The sequence below is a fragment of the Planctomonas deserti genome (assembly GCF_003067705.1).
GTDB classification, from domain to species: Bacteria; Actinomycetota; Actinomycetes; order Actinomycetales; family Microbacteriaceae; genus Planctomonas; species Planctomonas deserti.
On the sequence record NZ_QANL01000002.1, the window covers coordinates 318,421 to 335,273 of the forward strand.

General features: G+C 71.6%; 14 protein-coding genes. 8 read left to right on the top strand and 6 right to left on the bottom strand.

Annotated elements, in window-relative coordinates; translation table 11 throughout:
- Positions 1–18: 18 nt before the first annotated feature.
- Complete coding sequence (locus DAI20_RS07755; protein ID WP_108250564.1) at positions 19–1,125, bottom strand: flavin monoamine oxidase family protein; 1,107 nt, start codon at positions 1,123–1,125, stop codon at positions 19–21.
- A gap of 102 nt (positions 1,126–1,227) precedes the next feature.
- Entirely contained in the window at positions 1,228–2,172 is a 945-nt protein-coding gene (locus DAI20_RS07760; protein ID WP_108250014.1) for an NmrA family NAD(P)-binding protein, read from the bottom strand.
- Positions 2,173–2,485: 313 nt separating this feature from the next.
- Here DAI20_RS07760 and budC point away from each other — a divergent pair, with 313 nt between their 5' ends.
- Positions 2,486–3,154 (top strand): meso-2,3-butanediol dehydrogenase, encoded by a 669-nt coding sequence (budC, locus tag DAI20_RS07765; RefSeq protein ID WP_240605967.1) that lies wholly within the window; start codon positions 2,486–2,488, stop codon positions 3,152–3,154.
- Positions 3,155–3,198: 44 nt separating this feature from the next.
- Positions 3,199–3,543 carry a TfoX/Sxy family protein gene (locus DAI20_RS07770; RefSeq protein ID WP_108250015.1) on the top strand — a complete coding sequence of 115 codons (345 nt, stop codon included), beginning with the start codon at positions 3,199–3,201 and terminating at the stop codon, positions 3,541–3,543.
- A 14-nt stretch (positions 3,544–3,557) separates the two neighbouring features.
- Here DAI20_RS07770 and DAI20_RS07775 read toward each other — a convergent pair whose 3' ends face one another.
- A complete protein-coding gene (locus DAI20_RS07775; RefSeq protein ID WP_108250016.1) occupies positions 3,558–4,058 on the bottom strand; it encodes an AAA family ATPase in 501 nt (166 codons plus the stop codon).
- 147 nt (positions 4,059–4,205) lie between these two features.
- Between DAI20_RS07775 and glsA the strand changes: the two genes are divergently transcribed.
- The gene (gene glsA / locus DAI20_RS07780) at positions 4,206–5,147 is read left to right on the top strand and encodes a glutaminase A (protein WP_108250017.1); all 942 of its coding nucleotides are present in this window, start codon (positions 4,206–4,208) and stop codon (positions 5,145–5,147) included.
- A 99-nt stretch (positions 5,148–5,246) separates the two neighbouring features.
- On the opposite strand, the gene DAI20_RS07785 is transcribed toward glsA, so the two are convergent.
- Positions 5,247–7,877 (bottom strand): ExeM/NucH family extracellular endonuclease, encoded by a 2,631-nt coding sequence (locus tag DAI20_RS07785; protein WP_205781390.1) that lies wholly within the window; start codon positions 7,875–7,877, stop codon positions 5,247–5,249.
- Between the two features lie 91 nt (positions 7,878–7,968).
- Entirely contained in the window at positions 7,969–9,648 is a 1,680-nt protein-coding gene (locus DAI20_RS07790) for an AMP-binding protein (protein WP_108250019.1), read from the bottom strand.
- A 138-nt stretch (positions 9,649–9,786) separates the two neighbouring features.
- Between DAI20_RS07790 and DAI20_RS07795 the strand changes: the two genes are divergently transcribed.
- Entirely contained in the window at positions 9,787–10,608 is an 822-nt protein-coding gene (locus DAI20_RS07795) for a glycoside hydrolase family 16 protein (RefSeq protein ID WP_108250020.1), read from the top strand.
- 745 nt (positions 10,609–11,353) lie between these two features.
- Here DAI20_RS07795 and DAI20_RS07800 read toward each other — a convergent pair.
- Positions 11,354–12,376: an AAA family ATPase gene (locus DAI20_RS07800; RefSeq protein ID WP_108250021.1), complete on the bottom strand. Its 1,023-nt coding sequence runs from the start codon at positions 12,374–12,376 to the stop codon at positions 11,354–11,356.
- Positions 12,377–12,508: 132 nt separating this feature from the next.
- Here DAI20_RS07800 and DAI20_RS07805 point away from each other — a divergent pair, with 132 nt between their 5' ends.
- From DAI20_RS07805 to DAI20_RS07820, 4 genes are all read left to right on the top strand, one after another.
- Positions 12,509–13,243 (top strand): O-methyltransferase, encoded by a 735-nt coding sequence (locus DAI20_RS07805; protein ID WP_108250022.1) that lies wholly within the window; start codon positions 12,509–12,511, stop codon positions 13,241–13,243.
- A gap of 140 nt (positions 13,244–13,383) precedes the next feature.
- The gene (iolC, locus tag DAI20_RS07810) at positions 13,384–14,340 is read left to right on the top strand and encodes a 5-dehydro-2-deoxygluconokinase (RefSeq protein WP_108250023.1); all 957 of its coding nucleotides are present in this window, start codon (positions 13,384–13,386) and stop codon (positions 14,338–14,340) included.
- Positions 14,340–15,239, top strand: a complete 900-nt coding sequence (locus tag DAI20_RS07815) for a class I fructose-bisphosphate aldolase (protein WP_168927680.1) — start codon at positions 14,340–14,342, stop codon at positions 15,237–15,239. The genes iolC and DAI20_RS07815 overlap by 1 nt, the downstream gene beginning before the upstream one ends.
- A 58-nt stretch (positions 15,240–15,297) precedes the next feature.
- Positions 15,298–16,851, top strand: a complete 1,554-nt coding sequence (locus tag DAI20_RS07820) for a CoA-acylating methylmalonate-semialdehyde dehydrogenase (protein WP_108250024.1) — start codon at positions 15,298–15,300, stop codon at positions 16,849–16,851.
- Positions 16,852–16,853 lie beyond the last annotated feature (2 nt).

Genomic DNA, 16,853 nt, shown 5'->3' on the forward strand with positions numbered 1-16,853 from the left:
GGCGCGCAGGGAGGCCGGTCAGGGGCGTTGCCGCGCCTTGAGGCGCCGACGCAGGTCGGCGGCGGCGAGCGTCGAGGCTTCGACGGCGCCGGCAAGGTAACCCGCCTCGGTCGGGCTGACCTCGCTGCCCGCTAGAAGGAGCCGCCTCGACCACGGGCCGTGCACCCAGGAGGGTGCGGGCATTGGATGGCCGCTGGAAACTTCGTCGTCATCCGTGGCGGTGAGTGGATCCGCGGCCCAGTCCTTGATGAGCGTGGACGTCGGCGCTCCGGCCTGCGGACCGAAGATGCGCTCGAACTGCGCGAGGCAGGCGGCCGTTAGCGCGTCATCACCCATAAGCCGCCGTTGACCCGGGCTCATCCCCAGGAAGCCGAAGAGAGCCGGCCTCCCTGACGAGGTGGTGGCGTCGTGCATCTCGAGCATGGGGCCGACCATGCTTTGCGCGGTTCCCGACAATCCGGCGTCCCGCCAGAACGGTGTGTCGTAGAGGGCGAAGAACTTCGCCTGGTTCCCCATCCACGTGGGGGTCCTCCGCCAGAGCTCGGTCGTCTCCGCCTCCAATGCGGGAGAGAGGGCAACGGACGCGTGGAGCAGTCGAGGCGGCACGGCGGCGACCACGAATTCGGCGTCGATGTGTCGATCGGCTGTCGACTCATCGCGGTAGGTCACCCGCACGCCGTCCTCGAGCAGGGCGAGTCCGACCACGCGGCAGCCCAGGCGGATGCTGCCGGTGGGCACGGCCGCGGTCAGTGCCCGGACGAGCGCGCTCGATCCTCCGGCGAGTCGCATCGACTCCGGCTCCCGCTGGGCGCCCGAATAGCGCTGCGCGGACTCGCGGGACATGCGCTCGAAGATGACGTCGCCGTCACTGCTCTGCGGAAATGTGGCGAGGCCCAGATCCGCTATGAGTGCGGCAATCGCGGGCTGCAATCGGGGCCACACCCAGGAGGGGCCGAGGTCGTAGCCGTCCTCGCCGGGGGAGCCCGTGCCGTCGTCCGTCAGGACGCGTCCCCCCAGCAGATCCCGTGCGTCCAGCAATGCGACCGGGATGTTCGCGGCTGAGAGCAGACGTGCGGCATTCAGGCCCGACACTCCTCCGCCGATGATGACGACCCGTGTGTCCATGACTTTCGCCTCCCCGAGCCGCACCCGTCATCGACCCTCCGGGCACCCTAACCCCATCCTGTCCGCCGGCCGGCCGATGACGAGGCGTGCGGCGGAAGGGCGTTACGCGGCGGCCGCTTCCGCGGTGTCCGGGGCCGGGGTGCCCGCCGTCCGGGCCAGGTGCGCGGCGAGGACGTCGGTGACCGTTGTCCAGTCCCGGTCGCCGTAGCGGGCGTTGTTCACGTGCCGCAGCTGCGCCTGCCCGCTGAACATGCTCACGAAGTACTGCATCCCCTGCCAGGCGGGGAACGGCGTGCCGTCGTCCTTCGAGAGGCGCCGCATCACCCGGCTCATCGCGGAGAGCGAGCCGGTCGTGCCGGCCCACTGCAGCCGGAAGGGAGTTCCGGTCAGCTCGGTCAGGATGCGGGCGACATCGCGGGCCGAGACCCGGTCGCCGGCGACCTCGACCACGCGCGGGGCGTCCCGGTCGAGGGCGACCTCGGCGGTGACGCTCGCGACGTCGTCCTTGGTCGTGAAGTCGAGGATCTGGTCGGGGGAGGACCAGTAGAGCACCCGCCGCCCGGTGAACGAGATCATGGGCGCCTCGCCGGTGAGCATGTCGGTGAAGGCGCCGTTGAGGATGGAGGTGGCACGGATGGGCGCGGCGTCGAGCGCGGCCGCGAACTCGCGGCGGAGCTCGAAGTTCCGGTTGCTGCCGATGGCGATCCGGCGGTAGTCCGAGGAGTAGTCCGACGGGACGAACCGGGCGACGCCCGCGCCGACGGCGGCGGCGAGGAGGGCCCGCTGCGCGTCCACGATCACGGGGCGAGTGCCGCTGACCGCGGACACGACCGTCTCGACGCCGGCCATCGCCGACGCGAGGGCGTCGCGGTCGGTGTACACCGCCTCCACGATCTCGACCCCGCTCTCCGTGCCGTACTGCTTCCGGGCGGCGTCGCTGCCGGGACGGGTCAGGACCCGCACGCGGGCGTTCCGGAGGAGGAGCTCGCGCACGATGCGGCCGCCGAGGTCGCCGGTGGCGCCTGCGACGAGGATGGTGGGGGTCACGGCGGGGATCTCGATTCCGGTCGGTAGTGGAGTGACTGCCGCGGGTGGCGGCGCAGCGAGGCGACCGGAGAAGCCGGCCCAGCCCCGCGTCAGGATGACACGCCCCGCCTGTGCCTTCGCTCACCGTGCCTTCCGCATCCGGCTCCTGTTCCCCAGCCCCGACGTTGTGGAACGCCGCAGGCGGGAGCACGATCGACAGGACGGATGGAGAGCACATGGAGCAGCGGTTCGAGGGCAGGGTCGTCATCGTGACGGGCGCGGGGTCGGGCATCGGGGAGGCGACCGCGCGGCGCTCGTCGCGGAGGGCGCGACGGTGGTACTCACCGACTCGGTGGCGGACAAGATCGACGACGTGGTGGCATCCCTGCCCGAGGGGCGCGCCGTCGCCATCCCGGCGGACTCCTCCGACTTCGAGCAGGTGTCAGCCATGGTGACGGACACCCTCGAGCGCTTCGGCCGCCTCGACGTGCTCGTCAACAACGCGGGCACCATCACGCAGGGCACCGTGCAGGACACGAGCGTCGAGGACTGGCATCGGGTGATCGAGACCGACCTCTCCGGCGTGTTCTACGGCACGAAGGCCGCGCTCGGCGCCCTGCTGGAGGCGAAGGGGAACATCGTTAACGTCTCCTCGGTCTCCGGGCTGGCCGGGGACTGGCGGATGAGCGCCTACAACGCGGCCAAGGGCGGGGTCAGCAACTTCACCCGCGCCGTCGCCCTCGACCACGGCGCGGACGGCGTGCGGGTGAACGCCGTCGCGCCCGGGTTCATCTGGACCGACCTCACCACCGAGGACGGCGAACCGCACGAGCTCGACGACGAGTTCGCGAAGCGCATCGCCCTCGGTCGCGGTGGGCTGCCCGAGGAGGTCGCCGCCGCCATCCTCTTCCTCGCCAGTGACGACGCGCGCTTCATCACCGGGGTGGTGCTGCCGGTGGACGGCGGCACGATGGCGAGCAACGGGCAACCGGCCCAGGCCTGACCCGCCGCCTGCACTACACGAGCGACGGAGCGAGGAGCAGATCGATGACCGCGGACGACCTGAGCCCGCGCGACGCCCTCGCCCAGCGGGTTCGCGAGGTGATAGCCCGGCACGGCAGCGTGCGCGAGGTGCGCATGTTCGGCGGGCTGTCGTTCCTGGTCGACGAGCGGCTGGCGGTCGCCGCGGGCCGGGACGGCGACCTGCTCGTCCGCACCGATCCCGCGGAGTACGACGCCCTGCTCCAGCGCGGCGGGCAACCGGCGTTCATGGGAAAGGACCGCCCGATGGGTCCGGGCTGGCTCACCGTGCCGTCGGACCTGATCCGGGGCGAGGACGAGCTCGCCCGCTGGATCTCGGTCGGCGTAGACAGCCGGAACGCCACGGGCTGACGGCCGGGCGGCCGCTAGCCGATGGCGCGCACGTGCCGGATGATCTCGTCGACGACCCGGCCGATCGGCGCCGTGGAATCGATGGGGATGCCGCCCGGCGGGACGTCCTCCCCGCTCTCGTGCCACCGCACGATGCGCTCGCGCTCGGTCGGCCGTCCGCCGCCCCACTCCTCGTCCGGGCGCGCGTCGAGCCGTCGGTTCAGGGTGTCGAGGTCGACCTCGAGCACGAAGACGGCGTCGAACAGGTCGAGGAAGGACGTGACGTTGCGAGAGCCGCCGCAGAAGAACGTCTCCGGCGTGCTGCCGTCGGCACACAGGGCGCGCACCCTCTCGACGGGCCAGATGTGGTGCTCGTGCGCGTGATCCTCCCGCGGCTCGCCGGACACCGGGTCGCCCTGATAGGCCAGCTCCCGGTCGCCGTGCACGACGTGGTAGCCGCGGCGCTGCAGTTCCTCGGCGACCGTGGTCTTGCCCGTGCCGGAGAGGCCCTCGACGAGGTAGTTCCGCACGCCCATCGGTCGAGGATACGCCCGCCCTCAGCGCCGTCCGGGGGGCCTACCGGTCCTGTCCGGCCCCGCCCCTTGAGAGCGCGCCACTCTAACGGGTGGCTGGGCCCGCGGCGAGGCCAGGCCCGCGGCCGCGGCCTCTGGAAGGCTGGAGCCATGACCGATATCGCCGACGCCGCCTCCCGACTCGACCTCGATGCGCTGCGCCTCCGCCTGCTGGAGCGCGACGAGGGAAAGGTGAATGAGAGCATCCCCGAGCTCGCGAACGCGGACCCCGGGGTGTGCGGCATCGCGCTCGCGCTCCGGGACGGCCAGGTGCTGTCCTCGGAAGACACCGACGTCGAGTACTCAATCCAGTCGGCCGTGAAGCCGTTCGTCTACGCGCTGGCGCTCGCCGACGATGCCGACCGCGTGCATGACGCCGTCGGCATCGAGCCCACAGGCGAGGCCTTCGATGCCATCCGGCTCGAGAGCGGATCCGGGCGGGCGCCCAACCCCATGGTCAACGCCGGCGCGCTGCTCACCGCAAGCTTCGTGCGCGGGTCCTCCATCGAGGAGCGCGCCCAGCGCATCCTCGACGGGCTCGGCCTGTTCGCGGGCCAGGACCTGCGGATTGACGACTCCGTCGTGGAGTCCGAGCAGAAGCACGGCGACCGCAACCACGCCCTGGCGCACCTGATGCGCTCGGAGGGCACCCTGCAGATCCCCGTCGACGACGCGGTGGCCGGGTACGCGAGAAGCTGTTCGGTGCTCGTGACGACCAAGCAGCTCGCCGTGATGGGAGCGACGCTGGCCTTCGGTGGCGTCAACCCGATGACCGGCCGGCGCGCCGTGTCCGAGGACATCGCGCGGGACGTGATGTCGGTCATGGCCACCTGCGGCGTGTACGACGGATCGGGAACGTGGTTCCGTCGCGTCGGGGTGCCGGCGAAGTCGAGCGTCTCGGGCGCGATCGTGCTGTCCGCGCCGCAGCTGCTCGGCGCCGCCGTGCACAGTCCTCCCCTCGACCCGCAGGGCACGAGCGCCCGCGGCGCGGTGGGCGCGGAGGTGCTGAGTGACGAGCTCGATCTGCACGTGCTCTCCACCTCCCGTTCCTGACGGACGGAAGCGGCGGGCCGCACCGGGAACGCCGAAGGGCCCCTTCCCCCACGGGTGCGGTGGGGGAAGGGGCCCTTCACAGGTGAGTCCCTCAGCGGATCAGGACTCCGCGCCCTCCTGCTGCTCCACGCCCGCGCCCTTGCCCTGGAGGAGACGGTCCTCGCCCGGGCCGCCGATCAGGCGGTCGTCGCCGTTGCCGCCGTCGAGCACGTCGTCGCCGAAGCCGCCGAGCAGCGTGTCCGCTCCGTTCGCCCCGCTGATGCGATCGTTCCCCGCGCCGCCGCAGATCACATCGTCGCCGTTGCCGCCCACGATCGTGTCGTTTCCGCCCAGGCCCATAATCACGTCGTTGCCGCTCGTGCCGGTGAGCACGTCGTCGCCCGTCGTGCCGACGATCGTCGGCACGAGCCCGGCGCAGCGCTCGTCGAGGTCGATGCCGAACACCAGCGGGTCGTGGTCGCTGGAGCGGTACGGGTTGGGCGCGTACAGGGCGGGGTCGCCCGTGTACTGGTAGGCGAACGACTCGACCGCGTTGATGTTCCAGTGCGTGAGGTCGGTCACCTTGGCGGTCAGCTCCGCCGTGGCGAGCGCGTGGTCGAGCGAGCCGGACGCGTCGTCGAAGACGTAGCTGTACCGGCCCTCGTCGAACGCGGTGCCGAGGTCGACGAGGCCCGCGCCGCGGAGCTTCTCGATCGGGTCCTCCCGCGTGTAGGCGTTGAAGTCGCCCAGCGCGACGACGTCGGGGTCGCCGGTCGTCTCGCGGAGGGTGCCGATGAAGCCGGCGAGCGACTCCGCCTGACGCACCCGGTCGCCGTTCCAGGCGCCCTGGCCGTCGCCCGAGTCGACGTTGTCACCGGTGGCCGCTCCCGCGCTCTTCGACTTGAAGTGGTTCGCGACGACGGTGACGAGGTCGCCGTCCTTCACGAAGCTCTGCGCGAGGGGCTCGCGGGCGTTGTACCAGACGGTCTCGTCCACGAGCGCGACGGAGTCGCCCACCGGCTGCACGACGCCGTTCTGGTAGATGATCGCGTTGCGGATGACGTCGCGGTCGACCGCGTACAGCTCCTGCGGAAGCGGCACGTAGCTCCACCTGTCGTAGCCGGCCGCCGCATTGAGCCGGCGGACGAGGTCCGCGAGCGCCGCATCCGCGTTGCCCGGCGCGTACCCGGTGGAGTCCGTGTCCTCGATCTCCATCAGGGTCACGACGTCGGCGTCGAGCGCCTCGATCGCGGGGACGATCTTCCCCGCCTGACGCTCGAATGCGGCGGGTGTGGTCGCGCCGCGGGCGTCGGAGCCGGTGAGGGTGACGAAGTAGTTCAGCACGTTGAACGCGCCGATCTTCAGGTCGCCGCCCACCTCGTCCGGGGTCGCCGTGCGCGTATTCTGCGCGGCGAACACGCCGTCGGCGGTGCCGTCCGCGGGCTGCAGGCGCCACTGGTCGAAGCCGTAGCCGAGCACGATCGGCTCCGTGAAGTCGAGCACGTCTCCCACGCGCACCGGGGTGGTGGGGGAGAGGTACGGGCGGGTCGTGGTGGTCACGCGGCTGCTGAGGGCGTCGTCGAGCACGATGCGCCGGGCGGTGTTCGCCGCCTCGATGGCCTCGGCCCCGGCGCCCGGGCGGGCGAGCTCGGTCGGCTGCACGAGCACGCCGCCCTCGGAGAGGGTCAGCTCGCCGTAGCTGGTGAGGTCGAAGACCTCGCTCACGGTCAGCGCGTCGACCGGGGCGACGAGCATGCCCTCGAGCGCCTCGCGGGCCGCGTCGTCGGCCGGGAGGTCGAGCGGGGCGGCCTCGGGGAGGTCCGCGGGGGTGCCGTCGGCACAGACCTCGACGCTCGAGCGCGAGCTGATCTGGGTCTGCCCGAAGTACTCCTGGGCCTCGCCGGTGACGGCGACCGAGTCACCGAGGTCCACGGCCGCGTCGCTGAAGACGAAGATGCCGTCGGACGTCGCGGCGGATCCGTCGCCGTCTTGGTCCTGCAGGGAGAAGCCGTCGAGGCCCGGGGTGTCGCCGACCACGATGCCCCGCACGGTGACCTGGCGGCCGGCGAGCGGGGTTTCGGCCCCGGCTCCCTGCACGGCGCCGATCTCGTGGGTGACCGGCACGTCGCAGACCGCGACCGGGTCGGGGTCCGGCTCTGCGACGGCGCCGGCGTTGACGGCACCCCGGGTTGCGGCGGCCGGGCCGCTCCACACGAGGGCGTCCGCGGCGGCGCTGTAGGTGCGCGAGAGGGACTGGCCGGCGGGCTCGGTGCCCGCCTCGGACACGCCGATGTCCGTGCTGGTGCGGCCGGCGGCCGGGCCGGCGGTCGCGGTGAGCGGGCCCTCGTAGGAGAGGAACTCGATCACGGCGCCGTCCGCGCCGACGAGCGCGATTGCGTCAGGGGAGCCGTTCTGCAGCGTCCCCGCGTAGTCGACGACCGCGACGGCGGGAGCGTCGGCCGGAGCCGTGACGAGGGGCAGGGCGTCCGTGTCATAGACGGCGCCGTTGCTGCCGTTGTAGAGCACGACTGAGAGCCCGGCCGAGGTGCCACCCGCGGGGATCTGCACCTCGACGAACTCGCCGATGTCGGTGCCGGCGTTGTCGTAGTGCAGCTCGGAGATGAACGGGCCGGTAGGCGGCGCCGCGAAGGCGGCGGATGCCGGAACGGCGGCCAGGGCGAGCGACGCCGCGGCGACACAGGCGACGGCGCCGCGCCCGGAGCGGAAGGGCGGGGAGACAGAGTGCAGCACAGGCATCCTTCTTCATGGTGGTGGACGGTGCTCCCACCGTAGGCAGGCCCCGTTAACGCCATGTGTCGTGCCGGTGGACTGCCCGGCGCGGCTACAGCCGGTCGCTGCGCCACTCCGTCGGGATCTCCTCGCCCCGGCGGTACGCCTCCTCCTCGCGCTCCCGCAGCTCGACCCGGCGGATCTTGCCCGAGATGGTCTTCGGCAGCGGGAAGAACTCGATGCGGCGCACCCGCTCGAACGCCGAGAGGAGGGACCGGGTGTGGTCGAAGATGGCGGCCGCGGTCTCGGCCGTGGGCTCCCAGCCCTCGGCGAGCGTGACGTACGCCTTCACGATGTTGTGGCGGGTCGCATCCGGGGCGGGCACGACCGCCGACTCGGCGACGGCGGGGTGCTGCAGGAGCACGCTCTCGACCTCGAACGGCGAGATTTTGAAGTCGGAGGACTTGAAGACGTCGTCCGTGCGACCGACGAAGGTGATGGTGCCGTCGTCGGCACGCACCGCGACGTCGCCCGTGTGGAAGTAGCCGTCGGCGCGGGCGCGGTCGGTGCGCTCCTCGTCGCCGAGGTAGCCCGACATGAGGTTCACGGGCTCCACCGAGAGGGCGAGGCAGATCTCGCCGGAGGAGGCGGGCTCGCCCGTGACCGGGTCCACGATGGCGATGGCGACGCCGGGGAGCGGCCTGCCCATGGCTCCGGGCACGATGGTGCTGCCCGGAGGGTTGGCGATGATCGCCGTGGTCTCGGTCTGCCCGTAGCCGTCGCGGATGGTCAGGCCCCAGTCGCGCTCGACCGTCGCGATGACCTCGGGGTTGAGCGGCTCGCCGGCCGACAGGATCTCGGTCAGCGCGCGCGGCTTCGCGCCCAGGTCGGACTGGATGAGCATGCGCCACACGGTCGGCGGCGCGCAGAACGTGTTCACGCCGGCCCGGTCGAGCTGGTGCCGCAGGGCCGCGGGCGAGAACCGGGAGTAGTTGTAGACGAAGACGGTCGCCTCCGCGTTCCACGGGGCGAAGAAGCAGCTCCAGGCGTGCTTCCCCCAGCCGGGCGAGCTGATCGCCATGTGCACGTCGCCGGGCCGCACGCCGAGCCAGTACATCGTGCTCAGGTGGCCCACTGGGTAGGACTCGTGGGTGTGTACGACCATCTTCGGCTTGGACGTCGTGCCCGAGGTGAAGTAGATGAGGCAGGGATCCGTGCTCCCGACGACCACCGTGGGGCTGATGCCCACCGCCTCGAGCGAGTCGTCGTAATCGAGCCAGCCGTCGACGTGCCCGCCCACGGCGATGCGGCCGAAGTCGCCCGTCAGGCCCTCGAACTTCGCGGTCTCGGTGGCGTCGGCGATCACGTGGGCGACCTCGCCCCGGTCGAGGCGGTCGGCGAGGTCGGACGGGGACAGGAGGGTCGTGGTGGGCAGGATGACCGCGCCGAGCTTCATGATGGCGAGCATCGACTCCCACAGCTCCACCCGGTTGCCGAGCATGAGCATCACGTGGTCGCCCTGCTCGACGCCGGTCGAGTGCAGCCAGGCCGCGACCTCGTCCGAGCGCCAGCGCATGCGGTCGAAGGACACCGTGGTCTCGGTGCCGTCCTCCTCGACGATCCAGAGGGCGGTCTTCTCATTCCCGATCGCGATCTCGTCGAACCAGTCGACGGCCCAGTTGAAGTGCGGGCCGACGTCGGGCCAGCGGAAGTCCTCCGTGGCGGCGGCCGCGTCGGTGCGGTGCTGCAACAGGATGTCGCGGGCGGCGCGAAGGGTCCCGGTGGGGTTCATGGCTCGGTGTCTCCAATGCGTGGCAGGGTGTCCGCCGTCGCGGACGCGCAGGAGAACGCTCCTCATTCTTCCCCCCTGCGCCGCTTCCCGTGCATGCTTGTGCCGGCCCGGACGAAGCCGGGGCCGAGGGAGGAACGCATGTCCGCGAACGAGACGGCGCCTGGCGAGCTCGAGCGGAGCCGCTTCGAGCTCGAGTTCGAGGACCGGTTCGATCAGCCGGCGCTCGACGGCAGCCGCTGGGTCGACCACTACCTGCCGCAGTGGACGACGCCGGAGCGGTCGGTGGCGCGCTACGACCTCGGCGAGTCGGGACTCCGGCTGCGCATCGACGCGGACCAGCCCGCGTGGCGCGACGAGGACGGGGAGCTGCGGGTCTCCAACCTCCAGACGGGGGTGTTCTCCGGGCCGCTCGGGTCGGGCATCGGCACCCACCGCCACGCGCCGGGCATGACGGTGCGGACCGAGGTGCCGACGCGCCGCCTGTACACGCCGGCCGGGGGGCTCGTCGAGGCGACCCTGCAGGCGACCGCGGACCCGACCTGCATGCTCGCGATCTGGCTGGTCGGCCTCGAGGAGTCCTCGCCGGAGGACTCGGGCGAGATCTGCGTCGCCGAGCTGTTCGGCCACGCGATCGGGCCAGGTCATTCCCGCGTGCGCCTCGGGGTGAAGGCCATCAACGATCCGCGCCTGCGCACCGATGTCGAGGACGTCGTGCTGCCCATCGACGCCACCCAGCCGCACACCTACGGCGCCGAGTGGGACTTCCGCGGCGTGCGCTTCTGGATCGACGGGCGCCTCGTGCGGACCGTCGAGCAGCGGATCGACTACCCCCTGCAGGTGATGGTCGACCTGTTCGAGTTCCCGGCCGGACCCGAGCGGGACCCGCGGCACTATCCGAAGTCGGCCTACGTCACCGCCGTGCGGGGGTACCGCCACCGGCGTCAGCGCGGCACGGCCTGAGCGGCGCGTCCCGCGGTTGTCCCCGTAAGCGCCGACTGTGCTCGGCGGCGCGGTCACCTATCGTGAGGATGCAGGCGTTCGGGGGACGTTCGCACGGGGGAGCAACCGGTTCCGGCGCTCAACCACCTCTGGATCACTCCGGAGGGCTGGTGGGCGCCGGGGGGCGCCGTGACCAGCACCCATCCTTCCCGCGTGGGCTCGTCCCGTGCGGGTGGCCGAGATCAGTGCGTCTTGACGCCCTCGCACTGCGGGCACACCCAGTACGGCCTGTCGCTCGGGCCGGCAGCCGAGAGCGGGACGACGCACCGGGGGCACGTGGTGGCATCGGCCGCTGCGGAGGTCTCGGGCACTGCGTGCACCGCAGGAGCCGTGGGAGCGTCGGACACGCGTCGGAGGCGCGCGCGAAGACCGGAAGCGGGGCGCTGCTCGCGGCCGAACAGGGGGCGGGTGAGTGCCAAAAGAGTCAGTATCTCCGTAGAAGGGGGAGCGGCGTTCTCGGGTGGGGGAGGGGAGTCCCGGAAGGGGCGGAAGAGACGCGATGCGTGTGCGGCAGCGTGGAGACGATCATCCGGCGACGGCATCGATGCGGCTGGACGTCGTACTGAATCCCCCGGGCTGTGAAACCCACACTAGGGCGTGGGAGCGGACCGCTCGGAGGGCTTGACTTTCGTCAGAACCCGTGGGTGTGGTGCGGCCGGAACAGGGCCTCGCGTTGCCGGGGAGATCCCGAGCCCGCCGAGTCGGCTCAGCTCATCCAGCGCCACCAGCGCGACGGCTCGGTCTCGGGCTTCGGGCCCTCGCCGAGGGCGCGCGCGGCCTCGAGCAGGTCGTCACCGGTCAGCGTCATCACGTCATCGCGGTCGAGCGCGTCAAGGCTGCGGTGCTCGTCCCGCGACAGCCTCAGGGCCTGCCGGTTGAGCGCCTGCTCGAACAGCGTCCGGGCGAAGCGCGCGTTGCCGGAGTCCTCCCCGGCGTGCAGGCCGGAGAGGATGCGGCGCAGCGTCTGCTCGGCGCCGGGCTCCAGCGTGTACTGGTGCTGGGCGACCATCTGGTTGAAGATCGCCTCGAGCGCGTCGACGGAGTAGTCGGGGAACGTGATCTCGCGCGCGAAGCGGGAGCGCAGGCCCGGGTTGGAGAGCAGGAACGCCTCCATCAGGCGGGGGTAGCCGGCCACGATCACCACGAGCCGGTGCCGGTGATCCTCCATGCGCTTGAGCAGCACCTCGATCGCCTCCGGGCCGAAGTCCATCCGGCCGTCCTCCGGGTTGAGGGCGTACGCCTCGTCGATGAAGAGGACGCCGTCGAGGGCCTTGCGGATCACGCGGTCGGTCTTGAGCGCAGTCGCACCGACGTACTGCCCCACCAGGCCGGACCGGTCAACCTCGACCAGATGGCCCTTCTGCAGCAGCCCGACCGCGCGGTACATCTCGGCCAGGAGCCGGGCGACCGTGGTCTTGCCCGTGCCCGGGTTCCCGAGGAACACCAGGTGCTGCGAGGTCGCGACCTCCGGCAGGCCGTGCGCCTTGCGGCGGGCCTGCACCTGCAGCATGGCGACGAGCGCCCGCACCTGCTCCTTCACGGTCTCGAGGCCGACCAGCGAGTCGAGCTCGGCCTGCACCTCGGCGAGCGGCCGGGCGGGACCGGGGCGGCCGCCGAAGAGGTCGCCCACAAGGTCGTCCACCCGCTCGGAGCCGGGCAGCTTCAGCTGCTCGGCCAGATGGCTGATGGTCTCGCGCAGGTCGTCGAGAGGATTGCGGCTGGCAGCCATGGGAGCTCCTGGGGCGGTGGTTCAGGGGATGTCCACGGTAGTCCCCCTCCCCGTGCGGGTGAGGCGGCCGCCCGCGGCGGGCGGGCGGTCCGGGCTCAGCAGGGGAGCACGGGCCGTGCCAGGATGGCGCGCATGAGCGCAGTCGCAGCGGACGGCCGGGGCGAGGAACGCTCCGAGCAGGGGACCCCGGTCAACCGCTACCCGTCGGAGCCCGCGTGGCGCGCCGTCGACGAGTACTTCACCGAGGCGCTCGTGCGCGAGGATGCCGCGCTGATCGCCGCCCGCGACTCGGGCAGCGAGACGACCATGCCCAACGCGGAGGTGGCACCGAATCAGGGCGCGTTCCTCGGGCTCCTCGCCCAGATCGCCGGGGCCCGGCGCGTGCTCGAGTTCGGCACCCTGGCCGGCTACTCCACGCTCTGGTGCGCGCGCGCGGTGGGGGCGGACGGGCGCGTGGTGACCTTCGAGCTCGAGGAGACGAACGCCGCCGTGGCCCGCCGCAACCTGGAGCGCGCCGGGGTCGCCGATCGGGTGGACGTCGTCGTGGGGGCTGCCGCCGCGTCCGCCCAGCGGCTCATCGACGAGGGCGCGGAGCCGTTCGACCTCGTCTTCATCGACGCCGACAAGCCGAGCAATCCGGTGTACCTCGCGGCCGCGCTGCAGCTCACCCGATCGGGCGCGGTCCTCGTGATCGACAACGTCGTCCGCCAGGGCGCGGTCGTGCGGGCGGACACGGGGGACCCGCGCGTCGAGGGCGTGCGGCGCCTCGTCGACGACATCGTCGCCCACCCGGACCTCGATGCCACGGCGATCCAGACCGTGGGCATCAAGGGCTGGGACGGGCTGATCCTCGCCCGGCGCCGCTAGTCGCGAAGACGCGGCGGCGATCGGGACGGTGGTCCTCCCGATGGCACGGCGAGCTTCTTGCGCCGCACGGTCCTTGTGTTATTGTTAGGACAAAGACCACCGACGCGGCGTTCCTGCCGCAGAGAGTTGTACAGCGGAGTATGACTGCCTCTTCCCCCTTCGATGTCCTGGCGATCGGCCGGCTGGGCGTGGACATCTACCCCCTGCAGGACGCCGTCGGCCTCGAGGACGTCGACACCTTCGGCAAGTACCTCGGCGGCAGCGCGGCCAACGTCTCGGTCGCCGCCGCGCGTTACGGTCGCCGCTCCGCCCTCATCGCCCGCGTGGGCGACGACCCCTTCGGCCGCTACCTGCTTCGGGAGCTCGACCGGCTCGGCGTCGACAACCGCTTCGTGCCCGTCGACCCGACGCTGAAGACGCCCATCACGTTCTGCGAGATCTTCCCGCCGGACGACTTCCCGCTCTACTTCTACCGCGAGCCGAAGGCGCCCGACCTCAACGTCGAGCCCTCGGAGCTCGACCTCGACGCCGTGCGCGCGGCCCGCATCTTCTGGTTCACCGCAACGGGGCTCAGCCAGGAGCCCAGCCGATCGGCGCACTTCACGGCCCTCGAGGCCCGCGGTCGCACCCCGTACACCGTGTTCGACCTCGACTACCGCCCGATGTTCTGGGCGGACCCGGCCGAGGCAGCCGTGCAGGTCTCCGCGGCACTCGAGCACGCCACGGTCGCGGTGGGGAATCGCGAGGAGTGTGAGGTCGCCGTCGGGGAGGTCGAGCCGCTCCGCGCGGCCGACGCGCTGCTCGAGCGCGGGGTCAGCCTCGCCATCGTGAAGCAGGGACCGAAGGGCGTGCTGGCCAGGACCCGCACCGAGACCGTCGAGGTCCCGCCGTACTTCGTCGACGTCGTCAACGGGCTCGGCGCGGGCGACGCCTTCGGCGGCGCGCTCTGCCACGGCCTGCTCGAGGGCTGGGACCTCGAGCGCATCCTCCGCTTCGCCAACGTCGCCGGCGCGATCGTCGCCTCGCGGCGCGAGTGCTCCACCGCCATGCCGACCGAGTCCGAGGTGGCCGGCATCCTCACCGAAGGAGGGCGCTGATGCCCGAGCGATTTCTCAGCCCCGCCCGGTTCGAGCGCCTGCGCGAGATCCGGGCGACCGAGCCCGCGACCATCCGGGCGACGCTGCTTGACCGCAGGCGGCGCGAGGTCCTGCGCGGCGACGGCCGGCTGTTCATCGTCGCGGCCGACCACCCGGCGCGGGGAGCGCTCGCCGTGGGCGCCAACCCCACTGCCATGGCGGACCGCTACGACCTCCTCGACCGGCTCGCCACCGCGCTCAGCCGGCCCGGGGTGGACGGCGTCCTCGGCACGCCCGACATCATCGACGATCTCGCGGCCCTCGGCCTGCTGCACGACAAGATCATCGTCGGCTCGATGAACCGCGGCGGGCTGCGCGGCGCTTCCTTCGAGATGGACGACCGCTTCACCGGCTACGACGTGAGGAGCATGGTCGACGCCGGCATCGACTTCGCCAAGACGCTCCTGCGCGTGAACCTCGACGACCGCGCGACGGCACCGACCCTCACCGCGACGGCCGCGGCCGTGACCGAGGCGTCGGCCGCGGGGCTCCCGATCATGCTCGAGCCCTTCATGAGCCGGTGGGTGGACGGCCGCGTGGTCAACGACCTGTCGACGGACGCCGTCATCCTCTCCGTCGCCATCGCGTCCGGCCTGGGCGCGTCGAGCGCCTACACCTGGATGAAGCTGCCCGTCGTGCCGGAGATGGAGCGCGTGATGGCCGCCACGACGATGCCGACGCTGCTCCTCGGCGGCGACTCCGGCGCCGATCCCGACGAGACCTTCGCGGCCTGGCAGAACGCCCTCGCCCTCCCCGGCGTCCGCGGTCTCACCGTCGGCCGCACCCTTCTCTACCCACCCGACGACGACGTCGCCGCAGCCGTGGACATCGCGGCCGGTCTCGTCCACACCGGCCTCTAGCCGACCGGTTCCCCCAGCCGCACCCGAGCTTTCGCACCACCTTCGGAGGAAGAACACCATGAGCACCATCGAAACCGCCTCGCACGCCGAGGCTCCCGCGGACGGCGTCCGCGTGATCTCGCACTGGATCGACGGCGCCGTGCGCGCCTCGTCGAGCGGCCGCACCGCCCCGGTCTACAACCCCGCCACCGGCGCCGTCCGCGCCGAGGTCGCCCTCGCCGATCAGGCCGAGATCGACGAGGCGATCCTCTCGGCGCAGCGCGGCTTCGAGGTGTGGTCGCGACTGTCGATGGCGAGGCGGCAGACCGTGATGTTCGCCTTCCGCGAGCTGCTCAACGCGAGGAAGAAGGAGCTCGCGGAGATCATCACCGCGGAGCACGGCAAGGTCGTCTCGGACGCGATGGGCGAGATCCTGCGCGGCCAGGAGGTCGTGGAGCTGGCCACCGGCTTCCCACACCTGATCAAGGGCGCCTTCAGCGAGAACGCCTCCACCGGCATCGACGTCTACTCGCTGAAGCAGCCGCTGGGTGTCGTGGGGATCATCTCCCCGTTCAACTTCCCGGCGATGGTGCCGATGTGGTTCTTCCCGATCGCGATCGCCGCCGGCAACGCGGTCATCGTGAAGCCGAGCGAGAAGGACCCGTCCGCGTCGATGTGGCTCGCGGAGCTGTGGAAGGAGGCCGGTCTTCCCGACGGCGTCTTCACCGTGCTGCAGGGCGACAAGCTCGCGGTCGACGGGCTCCTCAACTCCCCGATCGTCCAGTCGATCTCGTTCGTGGGCTCCACCCCGATCGCCCAGTACATTTACGAGACGGCGTCCCGGAACGGCAAGCGCGTGCAGGCCCTCGGCGGGGCGAAGAACCACATGCTGGTCCTCCCCGACGCCGACCTCGACCTCGTCGCCGACCAGGCCGTGAATGCCGGCTACGGCGCGGCGGGGGAGCGCTGCATGGCGATCTCCGTCGTCCTCGCCGTCGAGCCCGTCGCGGACGAGCTGATCACCAAGATCGCGGACCGCATCAAGGGCCTCCGCATCGGCAACGGTGCCGGCGACGACCAGGGCGAGCCCGACATGGGACCCCTGATCACCGACGTGCACCGCGACAAGGTGTCCTCCTACGTCGACATCGCCGAGGCGGACGGCGCGAAGATCGTCGTCGACGGCCGCGGCTTCACGGTCGAGGGCCACGAGGAGGGCTTCTTCTTCGGCCCCACCCTGATCGACGAGATCCCCACCACCTCCCGCGCCTATCAGGAGGAGATCTTCGGGCCCGTGCTCTCCGTCGTCCGGGTGAAGACCTTCGCCGAGGGGGTCGAGCTCATCAACTCGGGCCAGTTCGGCAACGGCACGGCGATCTTCACCAACGACGGCGGCGCCGCCCGGCGCTTCCAGAACGAGGTGCAGGTGGGGATGATCGGCATCAACGTGCCGATCCCCGTTCCGGTGGCCTACCACTCCTTCGGCGGCTGGAAGCAGTCCCTGTTCGGCGACGCGAAGGCGTACGGCGTGCACGGCTTCGACTTCTTCACGCGGGAGAAGGCGATTACGAGCCGCTGGCTCGACCCCGCCACGCACGGCGGCATCAACCTCGGCTTCCCGCAGAACACCTAGGC